The organism is Rhodococcus sp. WS1, from assembly GCF_003797745.1.
GTDB lineage: Bacteria > Actinomycetota > Actinomycetes > Mycobacteriales > Mycobacteriaceae > Rhodococcus_F > Rhodococcus_F erythropolis.
The window spans coordinates 1,144,109-1,162,511 of sequence record NZ_RKLZ01000001.1 but is presented as its reverse complement, the minus strand read 5'-3'; the positions used below and the strand labels follow the sequence as shown (position 1 = coordinate 1,162,511).

21 protein-coding genes are annotated in these 18,403 nt (G+C 63.6%); 6 read left to right on the top strand and 15 right to left on the bottom strand.

What is annotated here, in order from left to right; genetic code table 11:
* Window positions 1–18: 18 nt before the first annotated feature.
* The 4 genes from EEB12_RS05360 to EEB12_RS05345 are packed head-to-tail and all read right to left on the bottom strand — an operon-like array spanning window position 19 to window position 3,711.
* Window positions 19–1,020 (bottom strand): Gfo/Idh/MocA family protein, encoded by a 1,002-nt coding sequence (locus tag EEB12_RS05360; RefSeq protein WP_141487480.1) that lies wholly within the window; start codon window positions 1,018–1,020, stop codon window positions 19–21.
* On the bottom strand, window positions 1,017–1,883 hold the full coding sequence (locus EEB12_RS05355; RefSeq protein ID WP_141487479.1) for a TIM barrel protein: 867 nt from the start codon (window positions 1,881–1,883) through the stop codon (window positions 1,017–1,019). Before EEB12_RS05355 ends, EEB12_RS05360 begins: the two co-directional genes overlap by 4 nt.
* A complete protein-coding gene (locus EEB12_RS05350) occupies window positions 1,880–2,920 on the bottom strand; it encodes a Gfo/Idh/MocA family oxidoreductase (RefSeq protein ID WP_080909718.1) in 1,041 nt (346 codons plus the stop codon). The genes EEB12_RS05355 and EEB12_RS05350 overlap by 4 nt, the downstream gene beginning before the upstream one ends.
* Window positions 2,920–3,711: an SDR family oxidoreductase gene (locus tag EEB12_RS05345; protein ID WP_141487478.1), complete on the bottom strand. Its 792-nt coding sequence runs from the start codon at window positions 3,709–3,711 to the stop codon at window positions 2,920–2,922. Before EEB12_RS05345 ends, EEB12_RS05350 begins: the two co-directional genes overlap by 1 nt.
* Window positions 3,712–3,786: 75 nt before the next feature.
* Between EEB12_RS05345 and EEB12_RS05340 the strand changes: the two genes are divergently transcribed.
* The gene (locus EEB12_RS05340; RefSeq protein WP_064443402.1) at window positions 3,787–4,809 is read left to right on the top strand and encodes a LacI family DNA-binding transcriptional regulator; all 1,023 of its coding nucleotides are present in this window, start codon (window positions 3,787–3,789) and stop codon (window positions 4,807–4,809) included.
* A gap of 58 nt (window positions 4,810–4,867) precedes the next feature.
* On the opposite strand, the gene EEB12_RS05335 is transcribed toward EEB12_RS05340, so the two are convergent.
* From EEB12_RS05335 to sdhC, 4 genes are read right to left on the bottom strand one after another with little or no spacing between them, the layout of a single operon-like run.
* Window positions 4,868–5,635: a succinate dehydrogenase iron-sulfur subunit gene (locus tag EEB12_RS05335; RefSeq protein ID WP_003940925.1), complete on the bottom strand. Its 768-nt coding sequence runs from the start codon at window positions 5,633–5,635 to the stop codon at window positions 4,868–4,870.
* On the bottom strand, window positions 5,635–7,386 hold the full coding sequence (gene sdhA, locus EEB12_RS05330) for a succinate dehydrogenase flavoprotein subunit (protein ID WP_019747692.1): 1,752 nt from the start codon (window positions 7,384–7,386) through the stop codon (window positions 5,635–5,637). The genes EEB12_RS05335 and sdhA overlap by 1 nt, the downstream gene beginning before the upstream one ends.
* 15 nt (window positions 7,387–7,401) lie before the next feature.
* Window positions 7,402–7,857, bottom strand: a complete 456-nt coding sequence (locus tag EEB12_RS05325) for a succinate dehydrogenase hydrophobic membrane anchor subunit (RefSeq protein ID WP_003940699.1) — start codon at window positions 7,855–7,857, stop codon at window positions 7,402–7,404.
* 1 nt (window position 7,858) lies between these two features.
* Window positions 7,859–8,263: a succinate dehydrogenase, cytochrome b556 subunit gene (sdhC, locus tag EEB12_RS05320; protein ID WP_020969155.1), complete on the bottom strand. Its 405-nt coding sequence runs from the start codon at window positions 8,261–8,263 to the stop codon at window positions 7,859–7,861.
* 253 nt (window positions 8,264–8,516) lie between these two features.
* Here sdhC and EEB12_RS05315 point away from each other — a divergent pair, with 253 nt between their 5' ends.
* The 3 genes from EEB12_RS05315 to EEB12_RS05305 are packed head-to-tail and all read left to right on the top strand — an operon-like array spanning window position 8,517 to window position 11,304.
* Complete coding sequence (locus EEB12_RS05315) at window positions 8,517–8,921, top strand: cytidine deaminase (protein ID WP_019747693.1); 405 nt, start codon at window positions 8,517–8,519, stop codon at window positions 8,919–8,921.
* Window positions 8,914–10,209, top strand: coding sequence for a thymidine phosphorylase (locus EEB12_RS05310; RefSeq protein ID WP_019747694.1), 1,296 nt, complete (start codon window positions 8,914–8,916; stop codon window positions 10,207–10,209). Before EEB12_RS05315 ends, EEB12_RS05310 begins: the two co-directional genes overlap by 8 nt.
* 9 nt (window positions 10,210–10,218) lie before the next feature.
* Complete coding sequence (locus EEB12_RS05305) at window positions 10,219–11,304, top strand: adenosine deaminase (RefSeq protein WP_020907018.1); 1,086 nt, start codon at window positions 10,219–10,221, stop codon at window positions 11,302–11,304.
* A gap of 15 nt (window positions 11,305–11,319) precedes the next feature.
* Here EEB12_RS05305 and EEB12_RS05300 read toward each other — a convergent pair whose 3' ends face one another.
* Genes EEB12_RS05300 through EEB12_RS05280 form a run of 5 tightly spaced genes read right to left on the bottom strand, consistent with a single transcriptional unit; the run spans window position 11,320 to window position 14,537 of the window.
* Window positions 11,320–12,558 (bottom strand): hypothetical protein, encoded by a 1,239-nt coding sequence (locus EEB12_RS05300; RefSeq protein WP_020969158.1) that lies wholly within the window; start codon window positions 12,556–12,558, stop codon window positions 11,320–11,322.
* 47 nt (window positions 12,559–12,605) lie between these two features.
* Window positions 12,606–12,905 carry a YbaB/EbfC family nucleoid-associated protein gene (locus EEB12_RS05295; protein WP_021332523.1) on the bottom strand — a complete coding sequence of 100 codons (300 nt, stop codon included), beginning with the start codon at window positions 12,903–12,905 and terminating at the stop codon, window positions 12,606–12,608.
* Entirely contained in the window at window positions 12,902–13,255 is a 354-nt protein-coding gene (locus tag EEB12_RS05290) for a hypothetical protein (RefSeq protein ID WP_021332524.1), read from the bottom strand. The genes EEB12_RS05295 and EEB12_RS05290 overlap by 4 nt, the downstream gene beginning before the upstream one ends.
* Window positions 13,252–14,226 (bottom strand): C40 family peptidase, encoded by a 975-nt coding sequence (locus EEB12_RS05285; RefSeq protein WP_141487477.1) that lies wholly within the window; start codon window positions 14,224–14,226, stop codon window positions 13,252–13,254. The genes EEB12_RS05290 and EEB12_RS05285 overlap by 4 nt, the downstream gene beginning before the upstream one ends.
* Window positions 14,223–14,537, bottom strand: coding sequence for a type VII secretion target (locus EEB12_RS05280; protein WP_020969162.1), 315 nt, complete (start codon window positions 14,535–14,537; stop codon window positions 14,223–14,225). The genes EEB12_RS05285 and EEB12_RS05280 overlap by 4 nt, the downstream gene beginning before the upstream one ends.
* A gap of 81 nt (window positions 14,538–14,618) precedes the next feature.
* Between EEB12_RS05280 and upp the strand changes: the two genes are divergently transcribed.
* A complete protein-coding gene (upp, locus tag EEB12_RS05275; protein WP_007727319.1) occupies window positions 14,619–15,242 on the top strand; it encodes a uracil phosphoribosyltransferase in 624 nt (207 codons plus the stop codon).
* On the opposite strand, the gene EEB12_RS05270 is transcribed toward upp, so the two are convergent.
* On the bottom strand, window positions 15,239–16,831 hold the full coding sequence (locus EEB12_RS05270; RefSeq protein WP_141487476.1) for a phospho-sugar mutase: 1,593 nt from the start codon (window positions 16,829–16,831) through the stop codon (window positions 15,239–15,241). The genes upp and EEB12_RS05270 overlap by 4 nt on opposite strands.
* Window positions 16,828–17,625, bottom strand: coding sequence for a purine-nucleoside phosphorylase (locus tag EEB12_RS05265; RefSeq protein ID WP_020907041.1), 798 nt, complete (start codon window positions 17,623–17,625; stop codon window positions 16,828–16,830). The genes EEB12_RS05270 and EEB12_RS05265 overlap by 4 nt, the downstream gene beginning before the upstream one ends.
* Window positions 17,626–17,692: 67 nt before the next feature.
* Between EEB12_RS05265 and EEB12_RS05260 the strand changes: the two genes are divergently transcribed.
* Window positions 17,693–18,391 (top strand): enoyl-CoA hydratase-related protein, encoded by a 699-nt coding sequence (locus tag EEB12_RS05260; protein ID WP_003940710.1) that lies wholly within the window; start codon window positions 17,693–17,695, stop codon window positions 18,389–18,391.
* The last annotated feature ends 12 nt before the right edge of the window (window positions 18,392–18,403 follow it).

Genomic DNA, 18,403 nt, shown 5'->3' with positions numbered 1-18,403 from the left:
GAGGCTGTAGTCGTTTCGTCAGAGGATGGTCGTCGGCCGAACCCCGAGGCCGGAATGCATGTACGCCTCGTCGATCATCGTCATGTTGGCTACCGCGTCGCCCGGTCCGATCGGCAGCGCCGAGACCCCGGACAGATGATCGGCGAACGCTTCGAGTTGCCAGGTGTACGACGACTTCGTGCCCAGCTGCTCGATACTCGTGCGCCCATGGACAGTGACGGAGACACGGTCGTCGACGTCCGGCTGGAGGAAGTTGTGCACCAGGACGTCTCCGTTGGTTCCGAAGACCCGGAAGGTGAAGTGGTACTGCTCGTCCAACATCGTTGTCACAACGGATGCCCGCGCTCCGCCGGGATACTCGAGTTCGATGTCGAACCACGAATCGACCCCCGGAGCGTATTCCTCGTGGCGGGTCCCGGTCACCACTGGCGCACCACCACAGACGTCACTCAGCATCCGGGAAGCATGTAACCCGTAGCAGCCCAGGTCCATCAGTGACCCGCCTGACAAGGCGAGCTCCCACCGCGGGTCGTTCTCGGATGGTTTGGGCATCCGCAGTACGGTTTCCACCCGAGTGACCGCGCCGACTGTGCCGCTCCGAACCACATCCAGCAGGCGCCGGTTCACCGGATGAAAGAGGTAGTGGAACCCCTCGAGCAGCGTCACTCCGCTCACGCGCGCTGCCTCGGCTACAGCACGCGCTTCCACCGCGTTGCTCGAAAACGGTTTCTCCGTCAGCACGTGCTTGCCGGCCTGAACGGCGGCGAGATTCCACGGTCCGTGCAGGCTGTTGGGCAGCGCGTTGTAGACGACGTCCACCTCCGGATCCGAGATCAGCTCGGCGTACGAACCGACCACCCGTTCGATCCCATGCTGGGCTGCATAGGCTCTGGCCCGCTCGGGGCTGCGTGCGGCAACGGCCACCAGGCGGTGCCCGGTGGCCGTTGCAGGTTTGATCATCGCGTTCTCGGCGATGCGTGAGGCTCCCAGAATGCCTATCCGCAGCGGGGCAGGTGTCACAGAACCGACCGCAGATACTCGACGCTCGCTCGCACATCGCGCACCGGTCCCTCGTCGGACGGAGCCTCGGCCAGAATGGTGTCCTGCTCGAGCACGTACCACCCGTCGAAACCGTGGCGCTGCAATATGGCTGTGACACCGGCGATGTCGACGTCGCCGCCACCGAGTGGACGGTACATTCCCGCCTTCACGCCGTCGGTGTAGGTGAGCTCACCACTGCGAACGCGTGATGCGAGGGCATCGTCGACGTCCTTGAGATGCACGTGGGTGATGCGCTCGGGAGCTTGACGCGCCAGGTCGACCGGATCGGTGCCGCCGATCAACAGGTGGCCGGTGTCCAGGCACAGTGGGATGGCCGAGCCGTCGAGCACTCGCAGGACCTCGTCGCGCTGCTCGATCATCGTTCCGACGTGAGGGTGGACAACTGCCCTGATTCCACGCTCGGCCGCGGCGTCGGTGAGGCGATCGAGATTGTGTAGCAGGGTTTTCCAACTCTGCTCGTCCAGTTCTGGGCGTGAATCGTAGCCGTCGGAACCCGTCGCGGCGGCCAGAACCAAAACCTCGGCACCCGAGGCGACAAAACCGTCGAGGATGGGGGAGATGCCGGGTACCGGATCATGATCGTCATCGTGCAGCAGTACTGGTGCAAACCCGCCGACTGCGCTCAGGTCGTGATCCGCGAGCACCTTGGCCATTTCGGCGGGTGCTGTCGGCAGAAAGCCCTCCGGTCCGATTTCCGTTGCCGCCAGACCGACTTCGCGCATTTCCCGGAGGACTTGCGCAGGGTCGATTTGGTAGCCCCAGCCCGGGACTTCGCACACGCCCCAGGAGATCGGTGCGCCGGCGATGCGAGGAGTGCTCATGTGTGTGCCTCATTCTTGTCGTGAAGGAACAGATCTTTGACTTCGGTGATCGTGACGGGCCGACCCTCGCGCAGAGAGTGCGTTGCAGCTTCGGAGATCCACGCCGACTCGACCGCATCTGTGGGCGTGCACGGTGATTCCCGACGCCCGGCGACAACGCCGAGGAATGCTTCGAGTTCCGCACGGTAGGCGGACGTGAAGCGGTCCATGAAGAACGTGTACGGCTCCTTCGAGGGGAACGATGTTTCGGGGTCGAGAGAGCGGAGTGGCAAGCGGTCGTCCAGCCCGGCAACGACGGAGTCCGCCGAGCCGAGTACCTCGAGTCGGCAGTCGTAGCCGCGGCCGTTGTAGCGGGTATTTGACACGACCGCGATGGTTCCGCCTTCGAAAGTGAGAACCGTTGCGGCGGTGTCGACGTCACCGGCATCGGCGATCCCGCGATCACCCTGATTCGAGCCGGTGGCAAAAACCGTGGTGACTTCGCGGCCGCTGACCCACCTGACGATGTCGAAATCGTGGATCGAGCAGTCGCGGAAGATGCCGCCGGAGTGTGCGATGTACGAGATCGGCGGGGGAGCGGGGTCGAGGGTGGTCGATCGGAGAGTGTGGATCCAACCGAGTTCTCCAGATCGAACTGCGTCGTACGCCGCCACAAATGACGGGTCGAATCGGCGCTGAAATCCGATCTGGACTGGTACCGACGTCTGCTCGGCAGTCGCGAGGACACGAACCGAGGATTCGATCGAGTCGGCTACCGGCTTTTCGCAGAACGTCGGGATGTCTCGGCGGACAGCGGCTTCGATCAGGTCGGCGTGCGAACTCGACGACGCGGCGATCAGAACGCCGTCGATGCCTGACGCTAAAAGCGCGTCGGGATCGGCAGCGGACTCCACGTCGAGTTCGCTTGCCACGTCCGAGGTTCGACGTGCGTCGACGTCGGTGACAACCAGTGCGTCGACGCCGTCCGTCGTCAGCAGGTTTCGGGCGTGGTAGCTGCCGATTCGTCCGAGGCCGATGACTCCGATACGAGCGCCCATCAGTCCAGCCCTCCGAAGACGTTCTGGTCCCAGTCGATAATCGAACCTGTCACGACTCCGCTGCGATCGGAGAGCAGGAAGACGACGAAGTCGGCGATTTCGTCGACCTGTCCGAGCTTGCCCATGGGGAGGGTGCTGCCCGCACGTTCCTGCCAGTGGTCACCGGCGTCGTGAAAAGCTCTCTGCGAGAGGTCTTCTCCCTCGGTCTGTGTCCACCCGATGTCGAGACCGTTGATCCGGATGCGATCCCAGCGATGCGCATGGGCGGCGTTGCGGGTCAGCCCCGCCAGCCCGGCCTTCGCTGCCACGTACGGCGCGAGATACGGTTGCCCGCCGAGTTCGGACGTGGAGATGATGTTGACGATGGACCCGGGGACCGCACGCTCGCTCATGTCCTTGACGGCTGCCTGCATCGTGAAGAACGGACCGCGGAGGTTCACCGCGATGTGCTGGTCGAAGAGTTCCTCGGTGGTGTCGAGCAGCGTGCCGCGCGAGGTGAGTCCGGCAGAATTGACGAGGGCATCCACGCGGCCGAAGTGTGAGATCGTCTCGGCCACGCTGGCGAGCGCGGAATCGGTCTGCGCCACATCGGCTTCGATGAAGTGGGTTCCCGGAAGTTCTGCCTCGAGAGCCTTTCCGACGTCCGGGCGTCGGCCGGTGAAAGCCACCTGAGCGCCCTCACGGACTGCGGCGCGAACGACGCCGGCGCCGACGCCTTGCGAGCCGCCACTGACCAGTACGACGGTGTCGGCTAGGAGTGCGGGCCTGGTTACGCCCGGCGGAGAAGTCATGGGTTTAGTCTGGCTGTGACGAAGACCTCGAGCAACAGCGAAAAACCATCAAATATCCATCATCGTGAGGTAGTTGTGGCGCATCGATTCAAAGTACGGGAGATCGCTCAGCAGTCGGGCCTGAGTGAGGCCACCGTCGACCGGGTGCTCAACGACCGTCCTGGAGTTCGGGAGGGCACACGATCGGAGGTTCGCCAGGCGATCACGGACCTGGAACGTCAACGCTCGCAACTGAAACTGGTCGGGCGCACGTTCATCGTCGACGTCGTGTTGCAAACTCCCGCAAGGTTTTCCGACGCAGTCCGTGACGCGCTCGAGGCCGAACTGCCGACCCTTGCGCCTGCTGTTGTTCGTTCTCGGTTCCACTTTCGTGAAACCGGTTCGGTCGAAGCGATGACGTCGACGCTCGACAAGATTCGCCGACGCGGATCCCACGGAGTCATCGTCAAGGCTCCCGACACTCCGGAAGTCGTGGCGGCGATCGACCGGTTGGTGGCGGCCAAGATTCCGGTCGTCACGTTGGTGACCGATGTTCCCGGTAGCAGGCGAGCCGCCTACATCGGCATCGACAACCGAGCCGCCGGAGCCACCGCCGCGTACTTGATAGATCAGTGGCTGGGGGATCGGGACGGCAACGTGCTGGTCAGCATGAGTAGCGGCTTCTTCCGTGGGGAGGAAGAACGGGAGATGGGATTTCGCTCCGCTATGCGCGTCTCGGCTCCGCATCGCCGTTTGATCGACATTCCGAACAGTGACGGTCTGGATCAGACGAGTAGGAAATTGGTGCGAGCGGCACTCGAATCCGATCCGCAGATCCGTGCCGTGTATTCGATCGGTGGTGGCAACCTGGCCACTGTCGACGCGTTCGAAGAACTGAACCGGGAGTGCAGTGTCTTCATCGCTCACGATCTCGACGGTGACAATCGAAAGTTGCTGGGGGAGAGGCGAATATCAGCGGTGCTCCACCACGATCTGCGGGCGGATGTTCGCACTGCCTGTCAGGTGGTCATGAAAGAACACGGCGCCATGGGCGCTCACTTCGGCTTTACGACGTCACCGGTTCAAGTCGTGACACCGCTCAACATGCCCCCGACATAGCTGGGCGCGGTTAAGGAGTCCGGAGACTCCCTAACCGCGCACAGGGCCGAAGGCCTGACTATCGAGCGAAGAGCAGAGCTCGCTTGACTTCCTGAATTGCCTTTGTCACCTGGATGCCGCGGGGGCATGCGTCGGTGCAGTTGAACGTGGTGCGGCAACGCCACACGCCGTCCTTGTCGTTCAGGATGTCGAGACGCTCGGAAGCGGCCTCGTCACGGCTGTCGAAGATGAACCGGTGTGCGTTGACGATGGCAGCGGGACCGAAGTAGCTGCCGTCGCTCCAGTACACGGGGCACGACGTGGTGCAGCATGCGCAGAGGATGCACTTCGTCGTGTCGTCGAAACGAGCACGGTCGTGCTGGCTCTGGATGCGCTCACGAGTGGGCTCGTTGCCACTGGTGATGAGGAACGGCTTCACGGCGCGGAATGCGTCGAAGAAGGGTTCCATGTCGACAACCAGGTCCTTCTCGACGGGCAGGCCCTTGATGGGCTCGACCGTGATGGTGACCGGCTTGCCGTCCTTGGGCAGCATGTCCTTCATCAGCAGCTTGCAGGCCAGACGGTTCACACCGTTGATCCGCATGGCGTCCGATCCACAGACACCGTGTGCGCAGCTGCGACGGAACGTGAGGGTGCCGTCGAGGTAACCCTTCACGTACAGCAGCAGGTTGAGCAGACGGTCGGTGGGCAGTGCCGGGACCTGGAAACTGTCCCAGTGCTGGCCCTCGCCCGATTCGGGGTTCATCCGCGCGATCTTGAGAGTGACCATGACGGCCCCCTCGGGAACAGCGGGGAGTTTGGGTGCATCTACAGCAGGCGCAGACATCAGTACTTACGCTCCATCGGCTCGTAGCGGGTCTGGATCACCGGCTTGTAGTCCAGACGGATGTCGGAGAGCAGACCGTCACCCTCCTTGTACGCCATCGTGTGCTTCATGTACTCGGCGTCGTTGCGATCCGGGAAGTCCTCACGAGCGTGGCCGCCGCGCGATTCCTTGCGGTTGAGGGCGCCGACGACGGTGACCTCTGCCATTTCGAGGAGGAAGCCCAGCTCGATGGCCTCGAGCAGGTCGCTGTTGTAGCGCTTGCCCTTGTCCTGGACCGTGATGTGGTTGTAGCGCTCCTTGAGAGCACGCACATCCTTGAGTGCCTGGGTGAGGCGCTCTTCGGTGCGGAAGACGGAGGCGTTGTTGTCCATCGACTGCTGCAGCTCGGTGCGGATGTCCGCAACGCGCTCGTGGCCGTGATCGGAAAGGATGACGCCGACCCAGTCTTCGACCATCGCAGCCGGGGTTTCCGGCAGGTCGACGAACTCGGTGGAATTCGCGTACTCGGCGGCAGCGATGCCGGCGCGGCGGCCGAACACGTTGATGTCGAGGAGCGAGTTGGTGCCGAGGCGGTTTGCACCGTGCACGGAAACGCAGGCACATTCGCCGGCGGCGTACAGGCCCTTGACGACCTCGTCGTTGTTGCGCAGAACCTCACCGTTGATCTTGGTGGGGATACCGCCCATGACGTAGTGGCACGTCGGGTAGACGGGCACGGGCTCCTTGACGGGGTCCACGCCGAGATAGGTGCGCGAGAACTCCATGATGTCGGGGAGCTTCTCGTCGAGAACTTCCTCGGGGATGTGCGTCACGTCGATGTAGACGTAGTCCTTGTTCGGGCCGGCGCCGCGGCCCTCCAGAACCTCGAGGACCATCGAACGGGCCACGATGTCACGCGGAGCGAGGTCCTTGATGGTGGGGGCGTATCGCTCCATGAAGCGCTCGCCGTCGGCATTACGGAGAATGCCACCTTCACCACGGACGGCTTCCGAGATCAGGATGCCGAGACCGGCGAGTCCTGTCGGGTGGAACTGGTGGAACTCCATGTCCTCGAGGGGCAGGCCCTTGCGGAAGATGATGCCCATGCCGTCACCGGTGAGGGTGTGCGCGTTGGACGTCGTCTTGTACATACGTCCCGAGCCGCCGGTCGCGAAGATGATCGACTTGGCGTGGAAGATGTGCAGCTCGCCGGTCGAGAGCTCGTAGCAGATGACACCGGTGGCAACCGGGCCGTCCTCGGTCTCGGTGATGGCGATGTCGAGCGCATAGAACTCGTTGAAGAACTCGACGTCGTGCTTGACGCAGTTCTGGTACAGCGTCTGCAGGATCATGTGACCGGTGCGGTCGGCTGCGTAACACGCACGGCGGACGGGTGCCTTGCCGTGGTCACGTGTGTGGCCACCGAATCGACGCTGGTCGATCTTGCCTTCGGGCGTGCGGTTGAACGGCAGACCCATCTTCTCGAGGTCGAGCACCGCGTCGATGGCCTCTTTGGCCATGATCTCGACGGCGTCCTGGTCGGCGAGGTAGTCGCCGCCCTTGACGGTGTCGAAGGTGTGCCACTCCCAGTTGTCTTCCTCCACGTTCGCCAGTGCGGCACACATGCCGCCCTGGGCCGCGCCGGTGTGGCTGCGGGTGGGGTAGAGCTTGGTCAGTACGGCCGTGCGGGCACGGGGGCCAGCTTCGATTGCCGCACGCATGCCTGCGCCGCCGGCGCCGACGATGACCACGTCATAACGATGTTCCTGCATGAAGTCTGTGCTCCCCTAGCTCGCCGAGATATTGGGGTCGAAGGTGAAGATGACGTACGTGCCCAGGCCCATGATCAGGATCATCGAGAGAACGAGGATCGTGGTCAGCCAGAAGCGCGTGGAGTCCTTGCGGGAGTAGTCCGCGATGACCGTGCGCAGGCCGTTACCGCCGTGCAGCTGTGCCAGCCACAACATCGTCAGATCCCAGAACTGCCAGAACGGGCTGGACCAGCGACCTGCGACGAATGCGAAGTTCAGACGGTGAACGCCACCGTCGAGCATCAGCATGATGAACATGTGGCCCAGGACCAGAACGATCAGGGCGACGCCGGAGAAGCGCATGAACAGCCATGCGTACAACTCGAAGTTGTTCCGAGCCTTCGCGCGCGGGGACCGCGGGTTGTCCAGGCTTGCGGGACGGTCGTATGAGGTGCCCAGGCTCTTGGCTTCGGGTCCGTGAGTAGTCGCCATGTCAGTGCTCCGCAAACATGTTGATGAGGATGCGTCCGGCGCCTGGGATCATCACCAGGAACCAGATCGTCAGAATGGTCCAGAGCATGACGCGCTGGTACTTCGGGCCCTTCGACCAGAAGTCCACCAACATCACGCGCACGCCGTTGAGGGCGTGGTAGAGGACTACGCCGACGAGGCCGATCTCCATGAGGCCGACGAGGGGGTTCTTGTACGTGTCGATTACGGCGTCGTACGTATCGGGATTGACCCGAACGAGTGCCGTATCGAGAACGTGTACGAATAGGAAGAAGAAAGTAGCGACGCCTGTGATCCGGTGTAGAACCCAGGACCACATTCCGGGGTCGCCCCGGTAAAGCGACCTCGTGCGCTCCTTCTGAGGAGCGGCTTCAGTCGTAGTACTCATCGAGTGCTGTGCCTCCAACGTCATTGGTGGACGCGTCGAGCCTGCAGAGAGCTTCGATGTACCTCAGCCCGGGCTCGACGGGATCCTGAACCGACTTGACTCAGACTCTAAACCTATGTGAAACCGGGAACTAATCAGATGCGGGATTCGTACGCGTACCAAACTCTTTGTAAGGTTTGCCTTTCCAATCTCACCTAGCCGGTTTCGGCGTGGTTTCTGCATCCATTCAGTCGGCGTGATTGGATAACGAACCATGGGTGACATCGACTGGAAGTTGTTGCGGCACAACGCGCAAGTGGTCATGCGGCAGGCTTATGCACCGTACTCGGGCTATGCAGTGGGTGCAGCTGCCCTGGTAGACGATGGTCGGATCGTCTCAGGATGCAATGTGGAAAATGTCTCATACGGTTTGAGCCTGTGTGCCGAATGTGGACTCGTCGGTAACTTAGCCGCCACCGGGGGCGGGCGGCTGGTTGCCTTCACGTGCTGCGACGCGAAGGGCTCGATTCTGATGCCATGCGGCAGGTGTAGACAGCTTCTTCTCGAGCACGGCGGGGGTGAGATGCTTGTCGACACGAGCAGTGGGTTCAAGCCGCTGAGCGAGCTGTTGCCTGATGCTTTCGGGCCGGAACAAGCAGAGGGGCTCCGCCATGTTTGACGCAGTTTCCATCATCGGCGCCAAGCGTGACGGCCGCGAGTTGTCGGGAACCGAGATCGACTGGATAGTTCAGGCGTTCACTGAGGGGGTCGTCGGCGACGAGCAGATGTCGGCGCTCGCAATGGCGATCTATTTCCGAGGAATGTCACGAGCAGAGACCGGCCGATGGACCGAGGCAATGATCGAATCCGGCGGGAGGATGGACTTTTCGGACTTGCCGCTGCCCACCGTCGACAAGCATTCGACCGGTGGTGTTGGGGACAAGATCACCCTTCCGCTCGCGCCCCTCGTCGCGGCATGTGGTCTTGCAGTCCCGCAGTTGTCGGGACGCGGACTCGGCCACACCGGCGGAACTCTCGACAAGCTCGAGGCCATTCCAGGTTGGCGAGCCGAGCTCACGGCGACGGAGATGGTCGACATTCTCGCGGACCCGAAAATCGGCGCGGTGATCTGCGCTGCCGGAGCGAACCTGGCCCCCGCCGACAAGAAGCTCTACGCGCTGCGCGACGTGACGGGAACGGTGGAATCCATTCCGCTGATCGCAAGTTCGATCATGAGCAAGAAGATTGCCGAGGGAACCGGCGCCCTGGTGCTCGACGTCAAAGTCGGTTCCGGAGCGTTCATGAAGGACCTCGGCGACGCTCGAGAGTTGGCACGCACGATGGTCGAGTTGGGCAACGACGCCGGCGTGCGTACAAGTGCTCTCATCACCGGGATGGACACCCCGCTGGGATTGACGGCTGGCAACGCTCTCGAGGTGCGTGAATCCGTCGAGGTGCTGGCAGGCGGCGGGCCGTCCGACGTCGTCGAGCTGACCCTGGTCCTGGCTCGGGAGATGCTGTCCGCGGCTGGGATCGACGGTATCGACCCCGCAGACAGACTGGCCGACGGCACGGCCATGGACCGGTGGCGCGCGATGATCGCCGCACAAGGTGGGGACCCACACGCGACGCTGCCGGTGGCCCGGCACAGCGACGTCGTCACCGCGGACCGAGACGGCGTGCTGACCCGACTCGACGCCATGGCGGTGGGCATCGCGGCCTGGAAGCTCGGAGCCGGACGCGAACGACAGGGCGAAGCCGTTCAGGCCGGTGCCGGCATCGAGATGCACGCGAAGCCCGGCGACGTGGTCCGCGCCGGACAGAAGCTGATGACACTGCACACCGACACTCCCGAGAGATTTGATGCTGCGCGGCGGAGCCTCGGCGGAGGCTGGTCGATCGGGGCCGATTCCGACACCGTTTCGCGACCGTTGCTCATCGAGCGAATTGTGGGTGATTCGCGTTAGCGTTGGCGAATGAACGCACCGGAGTTGACCACGATCCGCAGCGCACCCAAAGTTCTTCTCCACGATCATCTCGACGGAGGACTCAGACCCGAGACTGTCCTCGAACTGGCCGAGCAGTGTGGCTACGACGAGCTGCCGGCGACTACGGCATCCGAACTCGCGCAATGGTTCCGAACTGCCGCTGACAGCGGATCGCTCGAGCTCTACCTTGAAACATTCGCGCACACAGTCGCCGTGATGCAGACTCCCGAAGGGCTCGCGCGGGTCGCGCGCGAGTGCGCCGAGGATCTGGCCGACGACAACGTCGTCTATGCCGAAATCCGTTTTGCGCCCGAGCAGCACCTGGAACAAGGCCTGAGTTTGGACGAGGTCGTCGAGCACGTTCTCGAAGGTTTCCGGGCCGGCGAATCCGCTGCCAGGGTCGCGGGACGGGAGATCCGAATCGGGTGTCTTCTCACGGCGATGAGGCATGCCGCCCGGTCACGAGAGATCGCCGAACTCGCTGTGCGATTCCGGGACCGCGGCGTCGTCGGTTTCGACATCGCCGGTGCCGAGGCCGGTAACCCGCCGAGCCGGCACCTCGACGCCTTCGAATACATGCGTGATGCGAACGCCCACTTCACGATTCACGCGGGTGAGGCGTTCGGGTTGCCGTCGATCCACGAAGCCATCGCCTTCTGCGGAGCGGATCGGTTGGGCCACGGCGTGCGGATCGTGGACGACATCGACGTAGCCGGCCAAGGTGGGGCAGAGCTGGGTCGACTCGCGAACTACGTCCGTGACATGCGCATTCCCCTGGAACTGTGCCCGAGTTCGAACGTGCAGACCGGAGCCGTAGCGGCCCTGTCGGACCATCCGTTCGGACTGTTGGCGGACTTGCGCTTCCGCGTGACCGTCAACACTGACAACAGGCTGATGAGCGACACCAGCATGAGCCGGGAAATGGCCGCGTTGGTCGAGACCTTCGGTTACGGCTGGACCGATCTGGAACGCTTCACCATCAACGCGATGAAGTCGGCCTTCATCCCGTTCGACGAGCGCCTCGCGTTGATCGACGACGTCATCAAGCCGGGTTACGCCGTGCTCATCGGCTAGCTGACGTGCACCCGACTACTCAGATCGCAGCCGGGCCTCGAACTCACGCTCGAGTTCGCGCCAGGCCTCGGATTCCTTGGTGAACGGCGCACTCGGAGCCATCCGCGACGGATCGGGGTTGAGGAGGTACGAGACGTACCAACCCAGCTCGTTCGACGCGGACAGAGCCTCCTCGGTGGAGTCGTCGTCGGCGAAATCCGCTGCATCGGTGAACAATTCGACGGCAAGTTCCAGTTGCTCGGCGTCGACGACATCCGGGCCCTGGGCGAGGTCGTCGGCGATGCCGGGCAGAACGTAGACGTTCTCGTCCGTGACCTCGATTTCGAGTGAACCGTCGACGGCAGCATTCTGAATTTCGCCGTACGTGCTGACCTGCGAGAGATCGTGTTCGTGGTTGTCGGCGAGGTAGCGAGCGAGTGCGCGCTCGCTACGGAAAACGGTGATCAGTCCGTCCTTGCCGAGGAAGATCGCCTGATCGCCCATGTAGCAGCGCAGAGTGTAGAACGTCTCGGCTGAGGTGATGATGCGGATCGGGTCGACACCGACCTCGCCCCAGAAGGTCTCGACTTCGTCTTCCTCCTCGTCGAGGTCGTCTTCGTCGAATTCCTCGTCCTCGCCCTCCTCAGCGACATCGTCGGCGTCGACGGTGTTCTCGGCGGCAGCGAGCAGTTCAGCTTCGGCGACCGCGACGGCAGCTGCATCGACCTTCGGGGAGGTGACCACCTTGTCGATGGCGTCGAGAACGGCGTCCCAGTCCTTGACGATCGCAGCGCCGACCTGGTCCCACAGCTCCAGGCCTTCGCGACCTTCGAAGGTGCCGGCGCCGGTCGCAAGCGCGCCGAGAACCGGATGGCCGCTGAAGAAGCGGATGACCGCGTCCAGTTCGCACACCTCGCCGATGTTGCGAGCCATGTTCAAGGTGTCTTCGAGTTCCGAGACCGCCAGTGCCTCAGGATCACCTGCGGCCAGTTCCGGCACGCCGACGAAGTCGAAGGTGAAATTCTCTTCCGGTTCGAGCTCGGCTGCCGACAGTCCGGAGACGACGGCCCACGCCGGATGCTCGACCAGGTCGTTGTCGGAGTCCGTTCGGATGAAGGCCGCGAGTTCTGCGACGGAGGAGAACCCGTACAGGTCTTCCTCATGGCCGAGGAACGCTTCCCACTCGTCGTCGCCCTCGCGCCAGCGGGGTGCCCACAAAGTGACGAGGTCTCCGTCGGTGAGTCCGATTTCGATAGGGACGATGTCTCCAGCCATGGGCGGAAGCCTATCCACCGCAGAGCGAAAGGCATAGCGGGGGTTCGTCACGTTTGTTTCAGTGCCACTCGGAGCTCACTGACCAGTCGCTCTCGTTCGTCGTTGGACTGTCGAACTGCCTGGTGAATTGTTGCGACAGTCAATGCGGCCACAGTGCGAGAATTCATCGTGGTGATTGCGTCGGTAATCCGTAGGTCGACCAGAGCACCCAGCCCGTCGACAGTCGCCGTGACTATCCCACCCTCGCTCGAGACGACCGCCCGCAGAGCGCCGACCCCGTCGACGGCGTCCTGCAAGAGTCCGGTCCGGTGTTTCGCCAGCTCCATGATTCGATCAATCTCGCTCATATCGAACGCATCCAGCTCGACGGAAGGATCTGGCCCTCGGCGGCATCGACATCGGCCAGTTCGTCTCGGGTCGCGAGACCGAGCCGATCGAGGATCGCTGCCGGGACTCCGGTCTCTTCGAGCTCCACACGATGGCGGGCGCCGGCCTCGATTGCTGCTTTCGAGCACAGTGTGAGTATCTGTTGCGCCAACCGTTCCCCGCCGTACCGCAGTTCCTCCTGGCTGATCCGCAGGTCCACGGGAATGGCGTGTTCCGTGGCGCGGACCGCGATGGTTCCAGCGCGGTTGACGGAGACGGCTGTGATGATCGGCGGTGATTCCCGCATGTTCTCGTTCATGTTTCCTGTCATTCCGTCGGACGGTAGAAACCGTGAAAGCCCATGCCGCTGTTCGTGGTTCGGATGGCGCTGATTTCGACTGGGTCGCCGGCTTCGATCATCTGGCCGCCGCCAATCACCATCGCGACGTGGCCGTCCCAGACCGCGAGGTCGCCCGGCATCAGATTGTTCTGATCGACCTGGTTCCCGATTCCCTGTTCCTGAGCCAACCTCGGAATATCGACTCCGGCCTGGCCGTACGCCCATTGCGTCAGACCACTGCAGTCCAGACCGACTCCGGGTGTCGTGCCTCCCCAGGCGTACGGGACACCCTGTTGAGTAAGCGCGTTGCGTACGGCAGCAGCGGCCTCGGCGTTCGGTGCGGTGGCAATCGAGCCGTCGGGAAGTTCGACCTCTACTCCACCGACGGAACCAGAACCACCGACGGAACCAGAACCACCCGCCGAACCGGAGACTCCAGGTGCGGGATCGGGTATCGGGACGGACGGGACGAGTGCGGACATCTTGTCGGTCGACCCCGCCAGCTCACCGCGTACCCGCTCGATAACCGATACCGCGCGTCCGAGGTGCTCCAACGCGGCCGACAACAACATCAATTGGCCCGTCGGTGTCATCAGCGTCGGCCCGGCCTTGATCGCGAGTGTCAGAAAGGACTGGAGAATCTCACCGAGTTCGGTCATTCCCGCGTACACGGACGTTGTTGCTTCGTCCACGACGCCGGCGATGTCGGTCCCACGATCGGCGAGGTTTCGCGTCGACGTCTGCGTCTGCTCGGTTTTGGTCACCGCAGCGGTGAGTGCCGTGGACGAGCTCTGAGAGGACGCCAGTTCGCTCAGAGCAGCGCTTCCCAATTGGTATGCGATCTCGAGGGCGTCCGTAGCGATTCGGATGCCGACGTCGGGTCCACTTGCGCTGGGGACGCCAGTCCCGACAATGTCGACCAGATCGATGATCGGTCGTGCGAGTGCGTCGACGTCGATCATGAGCGTGCGGCTTCAGCGAGAGTCGTTCGTACCGATTCCTCGGAGTCGAGATAGACGGCGTGAGCGTCGCGGGTGGCTGACTGGACGCTGGAGATCACAGCGGACAGTCGATCGATGTCGTCGATGTGCGCTTGCTGTGCTCGGCTCGCGACATCGACGAAGTCGCCGCCGATCAGCCCCAGCACAGTGGACAGAGCCAAGTGATCGCCACCCGCCGCGTCCTGTCGCGCTTGCGCGACGTTGTCGGCAACAGTGCCCAACCGCGTGGCGAACTCCGCGATGCTTTCAGTGTCCAGATCCAGATTTGTCAACTTGTCTTCCCCCCGTTGCGCTTACTCCTTCTTGGACGCCGCGCGGGGTGCTCCGGTTCCCGAGGAACTATTCTGATGGTCATGCAAACGCACGTAGTCGACCATCCGCTCGCGGCGGCCCTCTTGACGACAATGCGTGATGCACGCAGTGAGAACGCAACTTTTCGTTCCGCACTTCGCAGGCTCACGCACATGCTGGTCTACGAGGCCATGCGTGACGCGGAGGTCGAGGAGTTTCCGGTCGACACCCCGGTAGCAGCGACGACGGGCATCCGGCTCGCGAAGCCGCCGTTGTTGGTACCCGTGCTGCGGGCCGGTCTGGGCATGGTCGAACAGGCGAGTGCGCTGATTCCGTCGGCCGGCGTCGGCTTTGTCGGAATGGCACGTGACGAAGAGACTCATCAGCCGGTTCCGTACCTCGAATCCCTGCCTGCGGATCTGTCCGGTATCCCGGTGTTCGTGCTCGATCCGATGCTCGCCACCGGTGGCTCGATGGTGCACACCATCGACTTGCTGGTTGCGCGTGGCGCGACGGATGTCACGGCAGTGTGCGTCGTGGCCGCTCCGGCCGGCGTCGACGCGCTGGCAGCGTCCGGCCACCCGGTTCGTCTGGTCATCGCGAGCATTGATGACGGACTCGACGAGAACGCTTTCATCGTCCCCGGTCTCGGTGACGCCGGCGATCGGCAGTTCGGGCCCCGCTAGAGCGAAAGGGCGAAGGTTCGGAGTTCGGCCAGCCGGGCCTTCGCCTGCTCTAGTGCCTTCGCGAGGTCGTCGCGGTTCGCCACCGGGACGACAACTTCGAGATAGCACTTGAGCTTGGGCTCGGTTCCGGACGGCCGAACAACCACGCGGATCGACGGCCCGTCGAATATCACTGCGTCGGTGCGCATACCGCCGCGAACCAGGGACAAATCCTCGGTCGTGACCGGCTCACCCGCGAGTTGGCCAGGAGGATCGGCGCGTAGTCGTTTCATCATCTCCGCGATGTCATTCAAATCCTCGACGCGGCGGGATACTTGGTCCCCACGATGCAGTCCGAATTCGACGGCATAGTCGGCTAGAACGTCCAACAGGGTTCTGTTGCTGCCCGCGAGGGTGGCAGCCAAGTCGGCCACAAGGACGGCAGCTGAGATTCCGTCCTTGTCCCGCACCACATCCGGATCGACGCAGTGCCCGATCGCTTCCTCGTAGGCGTAGACGAGTCCGTCGCCGGCGCGCGTGAGCCACTTGAATCCGGTGAGTGTCTGCGCAAACCTGGCTCCGCGAGCTTTCGCCAACTTCGAGAGCAGAGTCGAGGAGACGATCGTCGTCGCCACCAACGAATCTTCGGGCGCCGTGTGCAGTACGTGGTCGGCCAGGAGCACCCCGGTTTCGTCGCCGCGCAACATGCGCCACTGATCACCGTCGCGAACTCCGACGGCGCAGCGGTCGGCATCCGGGTCGAGTGCGATCGCCAGATCCGCGTCGATACTTCGGGCAAGGGCGAGCAGGCGGTCTGCGGCACCGGGCTCTTCGGGATTGGGGAACTCGACGGTCGGAAACGTGGGGTCGGGATCGAACTGCTCCGCCACGACGTGCAGATCGTCGAACCCTGCTGCTCGCAGAGCCGCTGTCGCAGTCTCCCCGCCGACGCCGTGCATTGCCGTGAACGCAATCCGGATCGAGCGGGCGTCGCCGTGCGGGAGGGTCGCGATGCGGGCGATGTACTCCTCGACCAGAGAATCGTCGGCCGGAATCACCGATGCCCGGGCGACGTCGGCGGCACCACCGATGCGGGCGATCTCGCTCTCGATTTCACGATCGGCGGGGGAGACGAGTTGCGCTCCGCCCGAGAGATACACCTTGTAACCGTTGTCGGCGGCAGGATTGTGGGAGGCGGTGATCTGGATACCTGCCGCTGCCCCGAGCCTGCGCACCGCGAACGCCACCAGCGGTGTCGGCAGTGGGCGGGGGAGCAGGGTCACCTCGAACCCGGCCGCTGCCATGACCTCGGCGGCGGCGAGAGCAAATGCCTCTGAACCGAGCCGGGCGTCGCGGCCGACCACAACCCGGGACCCGCCCTGGCAGCGAGCTGTCAGCCAGGCCGCCAGACCGGCCGTGGTCCGGATGACGACCGCGAGGTTCATGCCGTTGGGTCCGCCGCGCACCGGCCCGCGAAGCCCAGCAGTGCCGAACGTCAGTGGTGCGGAAAAGCGTTCGGCCAGTTCATGTTCGGAAAGGGCTGCTAATTCTGCGCGGGTAACTGGGTCCGGATCGGCGTCGATCCACTCGGCGACGTTCAGTGGTGTCACAGCTGCTCGACCAGTTGACGCAGCAGCACTCCCATCCGGGCCGCCGATGCTTTGCCTGCCGCCAGCACTTCCTGATGGTCGAGCGGGGCGCCCGTGATTCCGGCGGCCAGATTGGTGACCATGGAGATGCCGAGAACGCGGGCGCCGAGCGCGCGAGCCGCGATGGTCTCGTGAACCGTCGACATGCCGACCAGATCGGCGCCGAGTGTACGAAGCATTCGAATCTCGGCCGGAGTCTCGTAGTGAGGACCGGGAAGCCCGGCGTAAACACCCTCGGCAAGGTCCGGGTCGATCGAGCGAGCCAGCGCACGCAGTTCCGGCGAGTAGGCGTCGACCAGGTCGACGAACTCTGCGCCGACGAGGGGAGAGCGGGCCGTCAGGTTCAGGTGGTCACTGATCAGCACCGGTTGACCGACTGTGTAGTTTTCGCGAATACCGCCGGCCGCATTGGTGAGGATGACCGTGTCGGCGCCGGCAGCAATGGCTGTCCGGACCGGGTGGACGACGGTACCGAGATCGTGGCCCTCGTATGCGTGCGCGCGCCCGAGCAGCAGCAGAACTTCGGTGTTTCCGACGCGCACCGAACGAATGGTGCCCGCGTGACCGAGCGCGGACGGTGGGGCGAAGCCAGGAAGATCCGCCATCGAGACTTCGGCTGTCACGTCCGCACCGGCGTCGCCGAACACGTCTGCGGCATCGGTCCACCCCGACCCGAGCACGATGGCGACTGACGGTGACGAAGAGCCAGTCATGGCGGACAGAGCAGCGGCGGCGGCCTCGGCGATCGTTCCCATGTGAGCAACCCTACTGAGGAGTCGGGTCGGTTCGCCGGGTGAGTTGGCGGGCGTTACTCTCCCATCCATGCCTTATCTCGAACGCGACGGCGACGTATTCATCCTGTACCTCGGCAACGAGGGCGAAACGGACAACGAGAACCGCTTCGGCCCTGAGTGGATCGACGCTGTTCACAGCAAGTTGGACGAGGTCGAAGCGCACGAGGGGCCCGCAGCCCTGGTGACCACCGCGACGGGCAAGTTCTACACGAACGGCCTGGACACGACGTGGATCTTCGGCAATCTCGACGGTCTGCCCGGCTACCTGGACAAGGTCCACACCATCTACAGCCGTTTGTTGACCTTCCCGATGGCCACGGTCGCGGCCGTGCAGGGGCACGCGTTCGGCGCCGGCGCCATGCTCGCGTCCTCACACGATTTCCAGATCATGCGCGCGGACCGCGGCTTCTACTGCCTCCCCGAGGTCGGACTGAACATGCCGTTCACTGTCGGCATGTCAGCACTGTTGAACAGTCGTCTGCCCAAGCAGACGGCAGTCGACGCGATGACGACGGGGCGTCGATTCGGCGGCGCCGACGCACTTGCTGCCGGCATCGTGCAGGAAACGGTCGACGGCGACGGAGTACTCGCCGCAGCAGTGGCCAAGGCATCGGCACTGACGTCGACTCACGGCAAGAACTTGGCGGGAATCAAGGCAGGCATCCACCGCGATGCGCTTGCGGACCTCGCTCAGGTGACTGACAAGAGCAACTTCTCCTTCGGGTGAGACAATGATCGC